At 72.2% G+C, this 18,986-nt stretch carries 11 protein-coding genes; 6 read left to right on the top strand and 5 right to left on the bottom strand.

What is annotated here, in order from left to right:
• Window positions 1-380: 380 nt before the first annotated feature.
• The gene (locus ACIBCK_RS32120; RefSeq protein WP_399395939.1) at window positions 381-929 is read right to left on the bottom strand and encodes a MarR family winged helix-turn-helix transcriptional regulator; all 549 of its coding nucleotides are present in this window, start codon (window positions 927-929) and stop codon (window positions 381-383) included.
• 122 nt (window positions 930-1,051) lie between these two features.
• Here ACIBCK_RS32120 and ACIBCK_RS32115 point away from each other — a divergent pair, with 122 nt between their 5' ends.
• Window positions 1,052-2,338 carry an MDR family MFS transporter gene (locus ACIBCK_RS32115; RefSeq protein ID WP_399395972.1) on the top strand — a complete coding sequence of 429 codons (1,287 nt, stop codon included), beginning with the start codon at window positions 1,052-1,054 and terminating at the stop codon, window positions 2,336-2,338.
• Between the two features lie 3 nt (window positions 2,339-2,341).
• Here ACIBCK_RS32115 and ACIBCK_RS32110 read toward each other — a convergent pair whose 3' ends face one another.
• Together ACIBCK_RS32110 and ACIBCK_RS32105 are read right to left on the bottom strand one after the other, a co-directional pair.
• Entirely contained in the window at window positions 2,342-4,015 is a 1,674-nt protein-coding gene (locus ACIBCK_RS32110; protein WP_399395937.1) for a SpoIIE family protein phosphatase, read from the bottom strand.
• A gap of 142 nt (window positions 4,016-4,157) precedes the next feature.
• Window positions 4,158-5,516, bottom strand: a complete 1,359-nt coding sequence (locus tag ACIBCK_RS32105; RefSeq protein WP_399395936.1) for an NAD(P)/FAD-dependent oxidoreductase — start codon at window positions 5,514-5,516, stop codon at window positions 4,158-4,160.
• A gap of 373 nt (window positions 5,517-5,889) precedes the next feature.
• Here ACIBCK_RS32105 and ACIBCK_RS32100 point away from each other — a divergent pair, with 373 nt between their 5' ends.
• Together ACIBCK_RS32100 and ACIBCK_RS32095 are read left to right on the top strand one after the other, a co-directional pair.
• Window positions 5,890-6,663, top strand: a complete 774-nt coding sequence (locus tag ACIBCK_RS32100) for a TetR/AcrR family transcriptional regulator (RefSeq protein ID WP_399395934.1) — start codon at window positions 5,890-5,892, stop codon at window positions 6,661-6,663.
• Between the two features lie 244 nt (window positions 6,664-6,907).
• Window positions 6,908-8,869, top strand: a complete 1,962-nt coding sequence (locus ACIBCK_RS32095) for a sigma-70 family RNA polymerase sigma factor (RefSeq protein WP_399395932.1) — start codon at window positions 6,908-6,910, stop codon at window positions 8,867-8,869.
• A gap of 64 nt (window positions 8,870-8,933) precedes the next feature.
• Here ACIBCK_RS32095 and ACIBCK_RS32090 read toward each other — a convergent pair whose 3' ends face one another.
• Together ACIBCK_RS32090 and ACIBCK_RS32085 are read right to left on the bottom strand one after the other, a co-directional pair.
• Window positions 8,934-12,227 (bottom strand): AfsR/SARP family transcriptional regulator, encoded by a 3,294-nt coding sequence (locus ACIBCK_RS32090; protein ID WP_399395930.1) that lies wholly within the window; start codon window positions 12,225-12,227, stop codon window positions 8,934-8,936.
• A 153-nt stretch (window positions 12,228-12,380) separates the two neighbouring features.
• On the bottom strand, window positions 12,381-14,480 hold the full coding sequence (locus tag ACIBCK_RS32085; protein WP_399395928.1) for an asparagine synthase-related protein: 2,100 nt from the start codon (window positions 14,478-14,480) through the stop codon (window positions 12,381-12,383).
• A gap of 700 nt (window positions 14,481-15,180) precedes the next feature.
• Here ACIBCK_RS32085 and ACIBCK_RS32080 point away from each other — a divergent pair.
• The 3 genes from ACIBCK_RS32080 to trmB all read left to right on the top strand — a co-directional run bounded on the left by ACIBCK_RS32080 (window position 15,181) and on the right by trmB (window position 18,980).
• Window positions 15,181-16,638, top strand: coding sequence for an MFS transporter (locus ACIBCK_RS32080; RefSeq protein ID WP_399395926.1), 1,458 nt, complete (start codon window positions 15,181-15,183; stop codon window positions 16,636-16,638).
• Window positions 16,639-16,780: 142 nt separating this feature from the next.
• Window positions 16,781-17,983, top strand: a complete 1,203-nt coding sequence (lhgO, locus tag ACIBCK_RS32075; protein WP_399395924.1) for an L-2-hydroxyglutarate oxidase — start codon at window positions 16,781-16,783, stop codon at window positions 17,981-17,983.
• A gap of 205 nt (window positions 17,984-18,188) precedes the next feature.
• A complete protein-coding gene (gene trmB / locus ACIBCK_RS32070) occupies window positions 18,189-18,980 on the top strand; it encodes a tRNA (guanosine(46)-N7)-methyltransferase TrmB (protein WP_399395922.1) in 792 nt (263 codons plus the stop codon).
• Window positions 18,981-18,986 lie beyond the last annotated feature (6 nt).

Raw genomic sequence — 18,986 nt, 5'->3', positions numbered from 1 at the left:
CTATCAGACTCTTTCGTGTCCGATTTCCTCGATGCCTTTCCGGTTCCCGCTCCGGCCTTTCGGCTTTCGCGTTTCCCTTTCCGGCGAGTCCGACTCTACCAGATCCTTTCGGGCCTGATTCCCAGTCAGCGGGGTTTGTCTTTGCGGCTGTTGGGCCGTTCCGACGTCTCAAACTCTAGCGGTTCGTCCCGGTTACTCATAATCGAGTCCTGGAATTGAATTCGGGCATGCCGAAATCGTTCCCGGTGGGATGTCGTGCAGAGTTTGTTTTGCCGCGTCTCAGCGGCGGGAGGTGCTGTCGCAGAACCGTTACGGCTCCGTGGCAACCCGAAGAACCTTACGGATCCACTGGGTGACTGTCAAACCCCGAGGTGGGGCGCTCAGTCCAGGTCGGTGAGGCGTCCGCCCGCGTCCGGCTGGGCGTGCTCCACCCTGCGTAGAAGACGAGTCAGTACTTCCCCCAGGGCGCCGCGCTCCTCCTGGGTCAGGTCCTGGAGGAGGTCCTCCTCGAAGACCGTGGCCAGGCGCATCGCCTCCAGCCACTTCTCGCGGCCCTCGGCGGTGAGCTCGACGATGACGCGGACGCGGTTGGTCTCGTCGCGGTCCCGGGTCACCAGGCCCTCCGCCACCATGCGGTCGATGCGATGGGTCATGGCGGCCGGTGTGAGGCCGAGTCCCTTGGCGAGCTCGCCGGGGCCCATTTGGTACGGGGCGCCGGAGAGGACCAGCGCCTTGAGGACCTCCCACTCGGCGTTGCTGATGCCGAGGGTCGCGGTCTGGCGCCCGTAGGCGACGCTCATGCGCCGGTTGAGGCGGCCGAGGGCCGAGACGATCTCCTCGACCTGGGGGTCGAGGTCCTGGAACTCCCGCTGGTAGGCGGCGATCTGCTCTTCGAGAGTCGGCTCACTGGGGCCGGGAGTGTCACCCATGGCCGCAGTATGGCACGTCCTCACTTGGCGTCGAAGTCCTTCTGTGTGTATTGTTTAGGCTCTAACTTTAGCTTCGAAGTCTTCATACCTAACTCTTAAGGCGGGTGAAAGTGACCAGGGCGATGGGCGCAGCGATGCGTCGTATTCAGGTCGGCAGCGCGCTCAGCGCGTTCGGTGTCGGGTTCACGGTTCCGTTCCTCTACGTCTACGTGGCGCAGGTGCGGGATCTCGGGTCCAGTACGGCGGGCATCGTGCTCGCCGCCTTCGCCATGGCCGCGCTCATCGTCCTGCCTGTCACCGGACGCGTCATCGACCGCCGCGGCCCCCTCCCCGTACTCGTGGGAGCAGCGCTGACCGCATCGGCGGGTGCCCTCGCGCTCGGCTTCTCGAACAGTGAGCCGACGGCGATCGTCTCGGCGGCCCTCCTGGGCGCAGGCACCGCGGTGATGCAGCCGGCGCTCGCCACGATGATCGTCTGGTGCTCGACGCCGGCCACGCGCACGCGTGCCTTCGCGATGCAGTTCTTCCTGCAGAACCTGGGCCTCGGCATCGGTGGTCTCATCGGCGGCCAGATCGTCGACGAGCACGACCCGGGGAGCTTCACCACGCTGTTCTCCATCGAGGCCGTGATGTTCCTGGTGCTCGCCGCGATCACCGTCACCGTGCGGCTTCCGCACGCGCCGTCCTTCCAGGACGCCGTGCCCAAGGACGGGTCCGCGCCGCAGCGCGGCCTGCGGGCGCTGCTCCGGCACAAGGCGATGGTGCAGCTGTGCGTGCTCGGCTTCGTGCTGTTCTTCGCCTGCTACGGCCAGTTCGAGTCGGGCCTGTCCGCGTACGGCGTGGAGGCGGCCGGGATCTCGCCGTCGACGCTCGGTATCGCGCTGGCCGCCAACACGGCGGTGATCGTCATCGCGCAGTTCGCCGTCCTGAAGTTCGTCGAGCGGCGCAAGCGGTCCCGGGTGATCGCGGCCGTCGGTCTCATCTGGGCCGTCGCGTGGCTCGCGGCCGGGTACGCAGGGCTCGGGCACGGCAGCCAGGCCATGGCGACCGCCGCGTTCATCTCTACGTACGCCCTCTTCGGGCTCGGGGAGGCGATGCTGTCGCCGACCGTCGCGCCGCTGGTCGCCGATCTGGCGCCGGCCGGGATGGTCGGTCAGTACAACTCGGCCTTCGCCCTGGTGAAGCAGCTGGCGCTCGCGGTCGGCCCGGCGGTCGGCGGTCCGATGGGGGCCGCGCTGCACGGGCCGTACATCGTGACGTTCCTGCTCTTCTCGCTGGGCATCACGGTGCTCGCCGTACGACTGGGCAAGCAGCTCACCCCGCTGCAGAACCAGCCGTACGTCGCCAAGAGCCGGGTCGTCGCGCAGGGCGCCCCGGAGTCCGCGGAGCCCCAGCCCGCCAACTCCTAGGCGCTAGCCACGCGGCAGGGCGAACTCGCACCAGACCGCCTTGCCGCCGCCCGGTGTGCGCCGTGAGCCCCAGTTCGATGCGATCGTGGCGACGATGGCGATGCCACGTCCCGCCTCGTCCGCGGGCTCGGCGCGGCGGCGGCGCGGCAGGTGGTCGTCCCCGTCCGTCACCTCGATGATCAGGCGGCGGTCCGTGCGGCGCAGCCGGAGCCGCATGGGGGGCGTGCCGTGCTGGAGGGAGTTGGCGACCAGTTCGCTGGCCGCAAGTACTCCCAGGTCGTGCAGTTCGGGCGGGAAGCGCCAGCTGGCCAGGACGCCGGTCGCGAAGGCACGCGCGCGTGGCGCCGCTTCCACGCCGCCGAGCAGCTCCAGGGCGGCGTTGCGGAACAGCTCGGCGTCCAGGCCCTTGCGTGCGGGGTGCTGGAGGACGAGGACCGCGACGTCGTCGTCATGGTCCGCCGTCACCCCCAGGGCGCGGATCAGCCGGTCGCACACCACCTGGGGTGTGCCGGTGGCGCCCGCGAGGGCGCGCTCCAGGGAGGCGACGCCTTCGTCGATGTCCTCGCTGCGGCGTTCGACAAGACCGTCCGTGTAGAGGACGGCGGTCGAGCCGGGACCGAGCGGGACCGAGCCCGAGGTGTGCAGCCAGCCGCCGGTGCCGAGCGGTGGGCCCGTGGGCTCCTCCGCGCGGTGGATCGTGCCGCCCTCGTCCCTCACGAGGATCGGCAGGTGCCCGGCGGAGGCGTACGTCAGGCTGCCTTCGTTCGGGTCGTGCACCGCGTAGACCATGGTGGCGATCTGCATGGCGTCGATCTCGGTGGCGAGGCCGTCCAGGAGCTGCAGGACCTCGTGCGGGGGCAGGTCGAGGCGGGCGTAGGCGCGCACGGCCGTGCGGAGCTGGCCCATGACGGCCGCCGCGCGGACTCCGCGGCCCATGACGTCGCCGATGACCAGGGCGGTGCGGCCGCCGCCGAGGGTGATCACGTCGTACCAGTCGCCGCCGACCGCGGCCTCCGTGCCGCCCGGTTGGTACGTGGCGGCGATGCGCAGGTCGTCCGGCTGCTCCAACTCCTGCGGCAGGAGCGAGCGTTGCAGGGTGACGGCCGTCTCGCGCTGGGAGCGCTCGCTGGCCCGAAGCCGCTCGGCGGCCTCGGCGTGGTCGGTGACGTCGGCGGCGAAGACGAGAATCCCGTCGTCCTTGAGCCCGGCGGCGGAGCCGCTCACGGGGAGCGTCACCGGGGTGCAGGTGAAGGTGTACGACCGGCCGCTCGCCGCCTTGCGGGACTTGACCGTGCGCGGCTTGGAGCTGCGCAGGACCTGGTCGAGGAGCGGCAGCAGACCGAGCTCGTCCAGCTCGGGCAGCGCGTCGCGGGCGGGCTCGCCGAGGGGGCGGTCGCCGAAGGCGGTGGCGTACGCGTCGTTGACGTACGCGATGCGGTGCTCGGGTCCGTGCACCAGTGCGACGAGGGCCGGAATGCGGTCGAGCACCTCGCGGGTCGGCAGTTCGTCGACGCCTTCGGCGGCCGGCGTGAGGGTGATGTCCTCCTGGCCTCCCTCGGCGCGGGCCGCAGGGACGGAGCTTTCGGCTCGCTGTGGCGGGGAGATCCCCAGGTCGGTGCGCGCCGCGGCGCGGCGCTGCGTTCCGGGGAGCCGGGCGCTCCAGCGCGTGAAGTTCACTGCGGTAGGCCTCGTGATGTCGCTTCTGGATCGGGCGGGGATTTCCGGCGGTCCTGGCCCGCCCATGGTCACACGAACAGTCTGGCCGACCGGACTGACATCCGTCAGACGCCGGTGTGGTGCGGGGAGTTCCTGCCTCCGGTCAGGAGGACTCCTTCGGGCTGCCGCCCCCGGCCGCGAGTTCGAACTCCGCACGCGGGTGTTCGAGCGACCCCAGGGAGACGATCTCGCGTTTGAACAGGCCGGACAGGACCCATTCGGCGAGCACCCGGGACTTGCGGTTGACGGTGGGCACGCGGCTCAGGTGGTAGACGCGGTGCATGAACCAGGCAGGGTAGCCCTTCAGTTTCCGTCCGTAGACATGTGCGACACCTTTGTGCAGCCCCAGGGACGCGACGGAGCCCACGTATTTGTGCGTGTACTCCTTGAGGGGCTGTTCGCGCAGGGACGCCGCGATGTTGTCGCCGAGTGTCCTGGCCTGGCGTACGGCGTGCTGGGCGTTGGGGGCGCACTCCCTGCCGGGCTCGTCGGCCGTGACGTCCGGGACCGCTGCCGCGTCTCCGGCGCCCCACGCGTGCGCGTGGCCGTCCACCCTCAGTTGTGCGGTGCAGTCGAGGCGGCCGCGTTCGTTCAGCGGCAGGTCGGTCGCGGCGAGCACCGGGTGCGGTTTGACGCCCGCGGTCCACACGACCGTGCGGGTGGGGAAGCGCGAGCCGTCGCTCAGGACAGCGACCCGGTCCTCGCACGAGTCGAGACGGGTCTCCAGGCGTACGTCGATGTTGCGGCGCCGCAGCTCACTGACCGTGTACTTGCCCATCTCCTCGCCGACCTCGGGGAGGATCCCCCCGGAGGCCTCGACGAGGATCCACTTCATGTCCTCTGCCTTGACGTTGTGGTAGTACCGCGCGGCATAACGGGCCATGTCCTCCAGCTCGCCGAGAGCCTCCACGCCCGCGTAGCCACCACCGACGAAGACGAAGGTGAGGGCCGCGTCGCGGACCGCGGGGTCGCGCGTCGACGAGGCGATGTCCATCTGTTCGATGACGTGGTTGCGCAGCCCGATGGCCTCTTCGACGGTCTTGAAGCCGACGCCGTGGTCGGCGAGGCCCGGGACGGGCAGGGTGCGCGAGATGGACCCGGGGGCGAGGACGATTTCGTCGTACGCGATCTCGACGGCGCCGGAGCCCTCGTCCGCCGTGGCGAGCGTGGTGAAGGAGGCCGTGCGCTTGGCGTGATCGACCGTCTTGACCTCGCCGATGACGATCCGGCATCTGTCCAGGACGCGGCGGAGGGGGACCACGACATGGCGCGGCGAGATGGAGCCGGCAGCGGCTTCGGGCAGGAACGGCTGATAGGTCATATAGGGATCGGGCGTCACCACCACGATCTCCGCTTCGCCCCGCTTCAGCTCCGGCTTCAGCTTCCGCTGGAGGCGCAGCGCGGTGTACATGCCGACGTATCCGCCGCCCACAACGAGAATGCGCACAGGTTCCTTCACCATCCCATGACGCACGCAGCTCTTGAGTTTGTCCACAGGCTCGGCAATTTGTGTGACCGGCCGTGGTGCGCGGCGCGCCGTGCGGGCCTCGCCGCCGCTCGGGCCTGAACCGCAGGTCAGGAGGGGGGAAAGGGGAAAAGCGAGGGGGTGCAATCGGGTCGGAATCGGTGCGTACTCCGATCGGGGGGCGGTCCGTGCGGAACCCGCCTCTTCTGAATTGACTCTGGCTCAACTATGTTCGTGTGTCGTCGGGGTGTCGGGGGATGCGCTCGTCGGGTCCAGCTACGGGACCCGGATTCGGGCTCGCTCCTCACGCTCCGGTTGCCAATGGCGGGGAGTGTCTCCGGGGGGAGACGTCATTACCGGGGGAACGCGTATGCATATTCAGGAATCTCACTGGACTTCGACTACGGCGTCGGCTTCAGCCATCGCCACCAGCGGGAACGGACGCGACATGGGGGACGGACCGCGTTCGACGCCGCTGCGTGTGGACGCACAGCGCAATCTCGAGCACGTGCTTCGCGCCGCGCGCGAGGTCTTCGGCGAGCTGGGTTACGGCGCGCCGATGGAGGACGTGGCCCGGCGCGCGCGGGTCGGCGTCGGCACGGTCTACCGCCGCTTCCCCAGCAAGGACGTGCTGGTGCGGCGCATAGCCGAGGAGGAGACCTCCCGGCTGACCGACCAGGCGCGCTCGGCGCTCGGGCAGGAGGACGAACCGTGGTCGGCGCTCTCGCGCTTCCTGCGGACGTCCGTCGCGTCGGGCGCGGGGCGGCTCCTGCCGCCGCAGGTGCTGCGGGTGGGCGTCGCCGACGAGATCGCGGGAGTGCGGGACGACGAGGCGCGCGTGCCGCAGCAGCGGCAGGCGGCTCAGGCCGGCCCCGAGCTGCGGCTCGTGGAGCAGCGCTCGGCCCCGGCACAGGAGTCGGCGGCCGTCGACCCGGGGGCGGTCGCGCTCCTGGACGTCGTCGGGCGTCTCGTGGAGCGGGCGCGTGCGGCGGGCGAGCTGCGCGCTGACGTGACCGTGGCGGACGTGCTCCTGGTGATAGCCACGGCGGCGCCCTCGCTGCCGGACGCGGCGCAGCAGGCGGCGGCATCCTCACGGCTGCTCGACATCCTGCTGGAAGGGCTGCGCTCGCGCCCCTCGGCCTGAGGCGGCACGGCACAGCACACGGCACGCAGAGGCACACGGTCTGCACAAGTTCGTCACGGAGAGGGCTCAACTGCCGCAAGAAACACGGCGGTTGAGCCTTCCCCGAATGGGTGAACGGTAGTGCTCGGTTACGGGAAATCACCCCGGAAGGGTGGTTGACCGTCATCGCCGACCGTCGTGGCGAAACCCTGTGGCACTCTTTCCCGGATGGCCGGGTCCGAGTGTGCAAGCGGGGGCTTCCGCGATGAGTGGTGACGGGCGGGACGAGTCGTCCTCCGCCTTGGGCGAGGACGCCGCGGGGCTGTCTCCCCGTCAGGTTCCGAATCAGGGCGGGCCCGTGCCCGACGGTGGTCCCGGCGGCGCGGGTAGCGGTCCCGGCGGCGCGGATCCGAGCGTTCCGCCGCAGCGCGAGGGAGCCCGGACCGAAGCCGCGGCGCCGCTCCTGCCGACCGAGGCCGCAGCTCTCGTACCCGGCGACGGTCCGCCGGCCGACAGCGACCTGATCACCCGGATGCGGGCGGGCGACGACACGGCGTACGAGGAGCTGTACCGACGGCACGCCGAAGCGGTCCGCCGGTATGCCCGCACGTGCTGCCGGGACGCGCACACCGCCGACGACCTCACGGCCGAGGTCTTCGCGCGGATGCTGCAGGCGGTGCGTGGCGGCAGCGGACCCGAGTACGCGGTGCGCGCCTATCTGCTCACCACGGTGCGCCGCGTCGCCGCGGGATGGACGAAGTCGGCGAAGCGGGAACAACTGGTCGAGGACTTCGCGGTGTTCGCGGCGCAGGCCTCGCGCAGCTCCGAGGTCTCCGATGACGACACTCTGGATCTGGGCGCGGACGTGCGCGCGATGCACGAGGCCGAGCAGTCCATGGCCATGCAGGCGTTCCGGAGCCTTCCGGAGCGCTGGCAGGCCGTGTTGTGGCACACGGAGATCGAGGACGAGTCCCCGAGCGACGTCGCGACGCTCTTCGGGCTCGACGCCAACGGCACCCGCGTGCTCGCCAAGCGGGCGCGCGAGGGCCTGAAGGAGGCGTATCTCCAGGCCCATGTGAGCACCACCCTCACCGAGAACGAGGAGTGCGCGCGGTACGCGGACCGCCTCGGTGCCTACGCGCGCGGCAGCCTGCGCACCCGGGCCGAGCGCGGCCTGCGCAAGCACTTGGAGGAGTGCGCCAAGTGCCGCCTTGCCGCGGGCCAGATCAAGGAAGTGGCCAGCGGCATTCCCGGGGTCGTGCCGATCGCCGTCATCGGCTGGTTCGGCGCCGCCGGGTACGCGAAGGTGGCCGCCCTCGTCGGCGGTGGCGCCGCGGGTGCCGCGGGCGCCGGAGCGGCGGGCGCGGCGGCGGCCGGCGGTGGCTCGTCCGGCGGCGCGGCGGGCGGTGCGGCCGCGTCCGAAGGGCTCGGTGCGCCCGCGAAGGCCGGTATCGCGGCGGCCGTAGTGGTCGCCGCCGCGGCCGTCGCGGTCGCCCTCACCGCGGGCGGCGGGGACAAGCCCAAGGATCTGCCGAGCGCCGAGAAACCCCCGCCGGCCGCCCAACCCGCCGAGCCGGACAAGCCGCCGCCCCCGAAGCCCAAACCGAAGCCGCCGCCCGAGCAGCCGGTCTCCGAGCCGAAGCCGAAGCCTCCGCCGAAGCCCGCTACCGAAAAACCGAAGCCGAAGCCGACGCCCACTCCGGAACCCGAGCCGCCCGTCCCCCCGAAGCCGACGCCGACTCCCACGCCGTCCGAGCCGAAGCCGAAGCCGCCTCCTCCGCCGCCGCCCGCCCCCGCCGACTACCAGTGGAGCGAGTTGCAGTACGGCATCGTCGGCGACGGCACCAAGCCCGAGATGCGGCTCGGCGAGAGCAGCTGGGTCTGGCAGCGGTCCGGCATGTCCATCGCCGACAGGCAGTACGGCCACGGCGTGACCGTCCACGGCCAGTCCTCGGTCACCATCGACCTGAACCGCGCGTGCTCGTCGTACGACGCGGTCGTCGGCGTCGATGACATGACGATGGGCCTCGGCAAGGTGCGGTTCTCGGTCTTCGGCGACAGTGCGCGGCTGTGGCGGTCGCCGCTCATCGAAGGCGGGGACCCAGCGGTGCCGGTGCAGGTGAACCTGACCGGACGCAAGACGATTCGCCTGGTCGTGGAACCGCACACGCCGTTCCACTCGGTCGCGCTCGCGGACTGGGCGCAGTCACGCTTCCGCTGTACGTAGGCGTGGTTCGGTTGTTCGGCTGTACGTAGCCGCGGTTCGGCTCGGTTCACACGCGCCGTGCGGTTCAGCTCAGCTCCACGAGCGCTTCGGCGGCGGTGAGTTCGGCTCCCGCCGCGCGCTCGGTCTCGTACCGCGTCGGACCGAGCGCGGCGAGCGCCGCGGTCTCGATCCGCTCGGCATCGGCCAGTTCCGGCATCGGGCGCGGATTGCCGCTCCGCAGCCGGGTGCTCAGGGCGAGCAGGCGGACCGCACGGGGATGGTCGCCGAGCCTGCTCACCAGGGCGGCTCCGCCCTCCACCAGTGCCGCGATGACCAGCTCCGCGCACCGGCTGTCGAGCGCCGCCCGCAGGCCGTCGGCGAGCAGCGGCAGTGCTTGCGCCGGGCCCGACTCGGCGGCCACCACCTTGGCCTCGAGGCCGTGCAGCGCCGCGATGAACTGGGGCGGCGGCGTGCCACGCTCGGCGTCGACGCGGGCCGCCTCGAACAGCGCGCGGGCCTTGGCGGCCTCGCCGTCGTCCAGCGCCATCAGGGCCTGAAGCGTCCGGATGAACGCCCACGAGTCCGACACCCCGTACCGGTCGGCCTCGATGCCCGCCTCGTGGAGGGCCTTCGCCGCCAGCTCGCGGTCGCCGTCGCGGTACGCGATCTCGGCGAGGCGGGCGATCAGGAAGGGTGTCTCGGCGTAGGCGCCCACTTCGTAGGCGAGCCGCAGCGCTTCGTCGTACTCGATGCGTGCCTCCGCGTGCAGGCAGCGCGCCATCGCGGCCTCGCCCGCCGCACTGGAGACCTGGGCGCGCATCCAGCGGTCGCCCGCGCGACTGCTCAGCTCCCGCAGCTCAGCGAGATCCTCGTCGACACCGGAGAGGTTGCCCGGGGCGTCGACGGCCTGGTGCGTGCGGAACATCAGGCCGACGCCGATCTCCCAGTCACCGCCGTATCTACGGCAGTTGGCGACCACGTTGTCCAGGCCGGGCCTCGCCGCGTCGGGACCGTCCAGGAAGTACGCGGTGAACGGCCAGATCAGCCCGGGGAAGCGGGCCGCCGCCGGCACCGGCTGTGCGAAGGCGTTCCGCAGCCGCCGGACGCTCGCGCGGTCGTCCTCACTCGTCAGGGCCTCCGTCGGTTTCGACTCCGCGATCAGGAAGAAGTGCAGCAGCCGCAGGCTCATCCAGGGCCAGTGGAGCGGGTCGCCCGTGTCCTCGGGGATGCCGTCGGGCCCGTCGGGCGGCATCGGCGGTGCGAGGCGCAGGATGCCGGCGACCCAGCTCGCGCCCTCTCTGCGGTAGTTCCGCATGGACCAGAACCAGCCCACACTCAAGGCGATGGCCAGGGCGTCCTCGCTCTCGCGGGACTCGATGGCGCGCTGCAGGGCCGCACGGATGTTGTCCAGCTCCGTCTCCAGGCGCTGGATCCACGGCAGTTGATCGGCCGAGCGGAGCAGCGGCTCGGCCTCTTCGACCAGCGCACGGACGTACGCGGTGTGGCGGCGGCCCGCGGCGGCGCGGAGCTCGGGGGTCTCGGCGGCTCGCTCGGTGGCGTACTTGTGGATGGTCTCCAGCATGCGGTAGCGCATGTCGCCCCTGGACGTGGGCTCGGCGATGAGCAGCGACTTGTCCACGAGGGCGCCGATGAGGTCGGCGGCGGGTCCGGTGCAGACCGCTTCGGCCGCCTCGATGTCCCAGCCGCCCGCGAAGACGGACACCTCGCGCAGCACCGTCCGCTCGGGCTCGTCGAGCAGCTCCCAGGACCAGTCGACGACGGCCCGCAGGGTCTGCTGGCGGGGCAGGACCGTGCGGCTGCCGCTGGTGAGGAGGCGGAAGCGGTCGTCGAGACGGTCGGCGATCTGCCGGGGGGAGAGCAGGCGCAGGCGGGCCGCGGCCAGCTCGATGGCGAGCGGGAGGCCGTCGAGACGGCGGCAGATCTCGGCGACGGCCTCGGCGTCCCCCTCCGGGCTGAAGTCCGGGCGCACGGCTGTGGCGCGCTCGGTGAAGAGGCGGTGCGCCGGGTCCGGCGGCAGGGGTTCGACGGGGCGGACGAACTCGCCTGGGACGCCCAGGGGTTCGCGGCTGGTGGCGATGACCGTGAGGTCCGGGCAGTGCGTGAGGAGCGTCTGGGCCAGCTCGGCCGCGGCGCCGATGACGTGTTCGCAGTTGTCAAGGAGCAGGAGCAGGCTGCGCGGGGCGCAGTACTCGACGAGCAGGGCGGCAGGGTCGTCCTGCGTGACCGTCATCTCGCTGGTCATCAGCGCGGTCTCGCGCAGACCCAGGGCGCTGACGACAGCTCCCGGAACCGCCTCGGGCCGGTCGAGCGGGGCGAGCTCGGCCAGCCATGCCTGCGGATGCCCGGCGGCGGCTTCCTCGGCGAGGCGGGTCTTGCCGGAGCCGCCCGGTCCGGTGAGGGTGACCAGGCGGGCTCGTCTCATGTCTGAACGGATGGCGGCGAGTTCGGGTTCCCGGCCGACGAAGGAGGTCAGGCGGGGCCGGAGGTTACCTCTCCGCTCCGGCCGCGCGTCCCCGTCGGTGGTGAGCACGGCTGGCCCGGCTGCCGCGGCCGGTTCGCCGGGGTCGACCAAGAGGCCTGGGTCGCCCGGGTCGCCCGGGTCGCCTGGGTCGCCTGGGTCGCCTGGGTCGCCTGGGTCGCCTGGGGCAAGCAACTCCGCGTGCAGCGCTCGCAGTTCCCGCCCCGGGTCGGCGCCGAGCCCCTCGGCGAGCGTGCGGCGCGCGTTCTCGTACGCGGCGAGGGCGTCGGCGCCGCGGCCCGCGTCGCGCAGGGCGCGGATCAGCAGGGCGTGCAGCGCCTCGTCGTACGGCTGGGCGGCGGTGAGCCCTTTCAGCTCCGGTACGAGGTCGGAGGCGTGGCCAAGGAGCAGCCGCGCCTCGATGCGGGCGCGGGTCGCCTCGGCGCGCAGCGCTTCGGGGCGGGTGGCCGCGCTGCGGTCGGGCAGATCGGCGAGGGCGGGGCCGTGCCACAGGGCGAGTGCCTCGCCGAGGGTGCGGGCGGCTGACGCCGGGTCGTGCTGTTCGAGGGCCGACCTCCCCTCGCGTACGAGACGTTCGAAGCGGTGCAGGTCGATGTCCTCGGGGGTGGCGGTGAGGCGGTAGCCGCCGGGGTCCGAGGCGATGGCCGCCTTGCCGAGAGCGCGTCGGAGGCGGCCGACGAGGGCCTGGAGGGCGGCGGGAGCGTCAACCGGGGGCTCGTCCTCGGCCCACACCTCGGCGATGAGGGTCTCCACGGGGGCGGTGCGGTCGGCCCGGAGCGCGAGGGCCGACAGGAGCGCGCGGAGTCTTCGGCCCCCCACGGGCAGGGACACCCCTTGTTCGTCGTACGCCTCGGTGGCGCCCAGGATTCTGTACCGCACGGGGTCATTCTCGCCGTCGGGCCGGGGTGGGGCGCGGGGGTTTTCATTTCCCCGACCCCGCCCCTTCCCGAAAACCCGCTGCGCGGGGGCCTTGGGCGCCGTCATCACCGGCTCCGCCGAGTTCGTCCTCGAACGCCGGACGGGCTGAACTTCCTACCGCCCCGCCCCCAGAGCCCCCCTCTGCGGTGCGACGCTCCCCGTAGGGACAGCTCGTTGCCGCGCGGGGGTGCCCGTCCAGCATGTTCCCCTGCGGGACAGCAGGCGCCGTAGCCACAGCTCTGTGGAGACCAGGTCCGCCAAGCCGTCCAGCGGTAGTGGCTCTCCCTCTGCCGCCGCCCGCAGCGCCTTGCGGACCACGCGGGCCTCCACCAGGCCCGCCTGAGCGAGCAGGGGCGTGTCGAAGAGGGACAGGAGGTCGTCCACCGCCACCCGCAGGCCCGTCCGCGCCGCCGCCTGGGACGACGCGTGGGACGGAGCACCCCAGCCGGACGGCAGTTCGGCCACCCCGGCCCCTTCGAGGACCGTACGCAGGATCGCCGCGCGCGCCCCCGGCTGGACGCGCAGGGCGACGGGGAGCGCGCGGCAGGCCCGGACCACCTGGTTGTCCAGGAAGGGCGCGTGCAGACGCTGGAAACGGACCTCGGCGGCCTGTTCCAGGACGCGCAGGTCGGCCGCGTGCCGGGCGAGCGCCGCGCGGGCACGGAACTCCCCGGGGCGCTGGCCGGGCCCCGCGCCGGGACGCCCGGTCAGGTCCTGGAGGCGAACCGATACTTCAGCGAGGGCCTCGCCCGTCAGCCAGCGCGCCGCGGGCCCCGGTCTCGCCCACGCGAGAGCGGCGAGGGACGCCCCCACCGCCCCGCCCGGCTCGTCGAAGCGGCGCTGGAGGAGACGCTCGGCGAGCGAATCGACGCCCGCGCGGTAGGACATCCGGGAGAGCTTGCGCGCGGCGCCGTACACGCGCGCGGGGACCATGACGGAGCCCGGGGAGCCGTCCGCCTTCGCCAACGCCGCGACAGGGCGCACCAGATGGCGCCGTCTGCGGTCCATCAGGAGGTCGGCGAGGCGGGCCGGATGCGCGTCGAGCACCTGCCGCGCGCCATACCCCGTGAAGTGGTCCGCGCTGCCCGACGAGAGCCGCGCACGGTGGCGCTGGGCCGTGACGAGGGTGGCGCTCGGCTCGTCCGTCAGAGGGCCGTCCAAGTCCGCGTACGGGAGGGCCTCTTCGCCGGCGGCGACCACCACGTGATGCAGGCGGGGATTGGCCGCGATGGCGCCCGCACGCTCCAGCTCGGCCTCGCGGCCTTTGATCGCGAGGTCGTTGAACGTGACGGCGAGGAGCCGCTCCCCCGCGCCCGTGCCGTGCCCGAGGACGGTTCCGGGCATCCCCGGGAGGCCCGCCGCGAGCAGCGCGAGCGTGCCGGACGCGGGCCCTCCGGAGAGGTCGGCCCCGATGCCGGGCACCGGCATCCCGCGCGCCGCGCGCCGTTCGGCGGGGCCCATGCCGGGCACGGGACCGGGGTCGACCTCCGAGGCTCCGGGGACGTGCCGCGGGGCGCCGAGCCGTGCGCGTACGGCCTCCACGAGGGCGTCCCGGACGCCGTCCACCGCGGCGGTGGCGTCGGCGGCGGGCGCGGCGACCGCGAGGGACGCCACGTGCTCGTACCCGGCGATCTCCCTGGCTCCCGCGCGCAGGATCAGCGCGTGCCCCGGTGGCACACGGCGCACGCCCTGGTAGGGCGTCGAGTCCTGTAGTGCCTCCGGCACATCGGGCGCCGCAAGGAGCGCCGCGAGGTGGCCGATGTCCAGGTGGGCCTCGATGAGGTCGGCGAGCGGCAGCGCGGCCGTCGCGTAGGCGGTTCCCGCGGCCCAGGGGGTGTAGAAGACGGGGCGCGCGCCCGCGAGGTCGCCGGCGACCATGACGCGCCGCCCGATCTGGACCACCGCGGTGTAGCTCCCGGACCACGCGGTCAGGTGCCGCAGGGCGCCGCCGCGGGCCGCGAACAGACCGACCCTGAGCTCCTCGTCGCTCGCCCCGCAGGTGCCGAGCACCGCGATGCGCGTCTGCGCGTCCGCCTGCACCGTGCGCACCTCGTCGGCGCGCCAGTCACCCACCGCCCACAGCGGATCCGGGTCGCCCCAAAGGAGTTGGGAGCCCACGGGGTGAACGGTCTCGCCGTTCTCACCGGTGGCCCCGGCCGAGCCCACCACCGAAGGCTTCGCGGCAGTGCTGCTCCACCCCACCAACCACCGCATCGTTGCCTCCACAGGCTGTGGACAACCAGTGCATCGAAGAACTGGGGTCCCATGCTGCCACGAAGGAGGCGCGCGGGAGTGGCTACGGGGGTGCTCACGCTCCCGTTAATCTGCCCCGGGGGAACGGTACTTGAAGGGCGCGACCATGCCCTTTTCGTCCTGCGGGGGCGCACCGCCCCGGCCTCCGGAGAGGCGATTTTCGGCCAAATCGGCGGATGAAGCTCGCGTGCCGGAACCGTAAAAGGCAACACACAGTCCGGGAGGCGGCGTTCGCCCCCCGGACTGGTCCGCCGCCCGCGGGGATGAAGGCGGCGGTGTCCCCCAGCCCGCTGACTCCAGCGCAGCGGGCCGACCCACGCACCGTCAATGGAAGCGCTCCCCTTATGGCCGGTGAAGAGCGCACACGCAGGCGCACGGCCACACACCCGGAGCACACCCCGCCACTCCCCCGCTCACCTACCGGCAACAATCTCGCCATACGGAACTACGCCTCTTAACGCTTGGGATTCGGCGAACTACGCTGTGTGTGCTGATGTTTTCGCGGAGGCATATACCTGGGGGCTCGGCCAAATGCTCTTGCGGCCGAGGTTCCGGGCCACGGCGGTCGTAGTCGCGGACGCCGCTGCCCCCGGGGGAACGCAGCACGAATGCCGCGCGGTCAAGCCATCGCACGGCAGCCGTCTGTGTCGAGGGGTGGCGCATGTCCAGGGAGCAACGCGGGCCGAACGAAAAACTCGGCACCGTTCTCGCCCTCGCGGGAATCAGCAATGCGGGACTCGCCCGCCGGGTCAACGACCTCGGCGCACAACGCGGGTTGACGCTTCGATACGACAAGACGTCCGTGGCCCGGTGGGTGTCCAAGGGCATGGTGCCGCAGGGCGCCGCCCCGCACCTCATCGCCGCGGCCATCGGGCAGAAACTCGGCCGCCCCGTTCCGCTGCACGAGATCGGGCTCGCCGACGCCGATCCCGCGCCTGAGGTGGGTCTCGCCTTCCCGCGCGACGTGGGCGCCGCGGTGAAGTCGGCGACGGAGCTGTACCGCCTCGATCTGGCGGGCAGGCGCGCGGGTACCGGCGGCATCTGGCAGTCGCTCGCCGGCTCCTTCGCGGTGAGCGCGTACGCGACTCCGGCCTCGCGCTGGCTGATAACCCCGGCCGACAGCTCGGTCGCCCGCGACGTCATCCTGGACGAGCCCCGCGAGCTGGTCCATCCCGATGACGGCGCGAACAGCGGGCATCCGATGAAGGTCGGCCACAGTGACGTGGTGAAGCTGCGGGAAGCCGCCGAGGACGCCCGGCGCTGGGACTCCAAGTACGGGGGTGGCGACTGGCGTTCGTCGATGGTCCCGGAGTGCCTGCGGGTCGAGGCGGCGCCCTTGCTGCTCGGTTCGTACTCGGACGAGGTGGGCCGTTCGCTCTTCGGGGCCTCGGCCGAACTGACCCGCCTGGCGGGGTGGATGGCCTTCGACACCGGCCAGCAGGAGGCCGCCCAGCGTTACTACATCCAGGCCCTGCGCCTGGCCCGCGCGGCGGCCGACGTCCCCTTAGGGGGGTACGTCCTTGCTTCCATGTCCCTCCAGGCGACCTACCGCGGATTCGGCGACGAGGGCGTCGACCTCGCGCAGGCGGCCCTGGAGCGCAACCGCGGTCTGGCCACCGCGCGCACGATGAGCTTCTTCCGCCTCGTCGAGGCACGCGCACACGCGCGCGCCAACGACGCGCAGGCGGCGGGAGCCGCACTCCGGGCGGCCGAGGGCTGGCTGGAGCGGGCCAGGGACGGCGACAACGACCCCTCATGGCTCGGTTTCTACGGATACGACCGCTTCGCGGCGGACGCCGCCGAGTGCTATCGCGACCTGAAGGCACCCCGCCAGGTGCGCCGCTTCACGGAGCAGGCGCTCAAGCGGCCGACAGAGGAGTTCGTCCGCTCGCACGGCCTGCGGCTCGTCGTGTCGGCGGTCGCGGAGCTGGAGTCGGGGAACCTCGACGCGGCCTGCGAGCAGGGCACACGCGCCCTTGAGGTCGCCGGACGCATCTCGTCCGCGCGGACCACGGAGTACGTGAAGGACCTGCTGCACCGCCTGGAGCCGTACGGGGACGAGCCGCGGGTGGTGGAGTTGCGCGAGCGGGCCCGGCCGCTGCTCGTGGCCCCCGCGTAGCCCGCCCCCCCATGCGCCGCGGGAACCCGTGCACCGCCGGATCGGCAACAGCATTTACGCCCCCTGTAACCCTGCGGTCCTCATCGGGTTTGAGGGCGTTGTCAGTGGCGCAGTGCACTATCGGGGTGGGAGGTGATGCGGGATGGTCCGAGCCGTGGCGTACGACTGCGACGTGCTGGTGATCGGCGGCGGGATCGTCGGTCTGTCGACGGCGTATGCCATCACGCGCGCCGCTCCGGGGACGCGGGTCACCGTCCTGGAGAAGGAGTCCGGCCCCGCCAGGCACCAGACGGGCCGCAACAGCGGGGTGATCCACAGCGGGATCTACTACCGCCCCGACTCCCTGAAGGCGCGGTACGCCGTGCGGGGCGCCGCCGAGATGGTCAAGTTCTGCGCGGAGTACGGCATCGCGCACGAGGTCACCGGCAAGCTCATCGTCGCCACGGAGCGCTCCGAGCTGCCCCGCCTGCACGCACTCGTCCAGCGCGGCAGGGAGAACGGCATTCCGGTGCGGGAGCTGGGCCCCGCCCAGATCGCGGAGTACGAACCGGAGGTGCGGGGCCTCGCCGCGATCCAGGTCGGGACGACGGGGATCTGTGACTACGGCTCGGTGGCGGAGCACCTCGCGGACGCCTCCGGGGCCGATGTCAGGTACGGGGCGGAGGTCGTCCGCATCGACCGGCGCGAGTCGCTCGGGGTGGCCGTCCGCACGGCCGACGGCTCGGTGGTGCGGGGAAAGGTCCTGGTCAACTGCGCGGGACTGCAGTGCGACCAGGTGGCGATGCTGGCCGGCGACGACCCCGGGATGCGGATCGTGCCCTTCCGGGGGGAGTACTTCGACCTGGCGCGGCCCGATCTCGTGCGGGGCCTGGTGTACCCGGTCCCGGACCCGGCCTTCCCCTTCCTCGGGGTGCATCTGACGCGGGGCATCGGCGGCGGGGTCCACGTGGGTCCGAACGCCGTGCCGGCGCTGGCCCGTGAGGGGTACGGCTGGGGTGTGGTGCGGCCGCTGGAGGTGGCGGGGACGCTGGGCTGGCCGGGGGCCTGGCGGATGGCCTCGCGGCACTGGCGGTACGGGGCGGGGGAGCTGCGGCGCTCCTTCTCCAAGGAGGCGTTCACCTCGGCCGTGCGGAGGCTGCTGCCCGCGGTGACCTCGGATGATCTTGTGCCGGTGGCGGCGGGGGTGCGGGCGCAGGCCGTCTTGCGTGACGGGACGCTGGTGGATGACTTCCTCATCCGGGAGGGGGTGCGGGCGGTGCACGTCCTGAACGCACCTTCGCCTGCGGCGACGGCTTCGCTCCCTATCGGGCGGGCGGTGGCTCGGCGGGTGCTGGCGCTGCTGTAGGGGCGGGCCCTGCGGGGCTTTCCCCAATCCCGCCCCTTCCCGAAACTGGGGGCTCCGCCCCCAGACCCCCGCTCCTCAAACGCCGGAGGGGCTAATTTTCCCGCCCACCCACCCGATTGCCCCGCAGCGGAATTCGTACAAGGCCCTCGCGCCGAGCGGGTTTTCGGGAAGGGGCGGGGTTGGGGACAGATAAAATCCCCCCACTGTGTCTGAGTCAGCCGCCACCCCCAGCAGCCCCCGCCCCTCCCGCCCGAAGGGCGAGCCCCGTTTCCCCGACGGGCCCTCGCCCGACCCCGCGGGCTCACACTTCGAGCGAAGGATCCGCAGCTTCCAGCCCCGCAGGAGCCGCGTCACCACAAGCCAGGCGGACGCGCTCCAGCGGCTGTGGCCCAAGTGGGGCCTGGACATCGACGGACAGCGCGTGCTCGACCTCGCCGACCTCTTCGGAGGCGGCGGCGAGCTCCCCGTCGTACTGGAGATCGGCTTCGGCATGGGCGAGGCCACCGCCCAGATGGCCGCCGACGACCCGGACACCGGCATCCTCGCTGTGGACGTGCACACCCCGGGCCAGGGAAACCTCCTCGGCCTCGCCGAGCGGAACGACCTCACCAACATCCGCGTCGCGAACGGCGACGCCGTCATCCTGCTCCGCGAAATGCTCCCGCCCGCCTCCCTCGACGGCCTCCGCGTCTACTTCCCCGACCCCTGGCCCAAGGCACGGCACCACAAGCGCCGCATCATCCAGCCCGACTTCCTCGACCTCGCCGCACCCCGCCTCAAGCCCGGCGCCCTGCTGCACTGCGCGACCGACTGGGAGCCGTACGCCGAGCAGATGCTGGACGTGCTCACCGCGCACCCCGCGTTCGAGAACACCCAGGCCGACGGCGGGTACGCGCCCCGCCCCTCCTTCCGCCCCCTCACCCGCTTCGAGGGCCAGGGTCTGGACAAGGGACACGTCGTCCACGACCTGCTGTTCCGCCGGACAACCGGCGAGTAGGGCCGA

Origin of the sequence: Streptomyces sp. NPDC051218 (assembly GCF_044455475.1) — a bacterium.
GTDB lineage: Bacteria > Actinomycetota > Actinomycetes > Streptomycetales > Streptomycetaceae > Streptomyces.
This window is presented reverse-complemented; position numbering and strand designations above follow the sequence as displayed.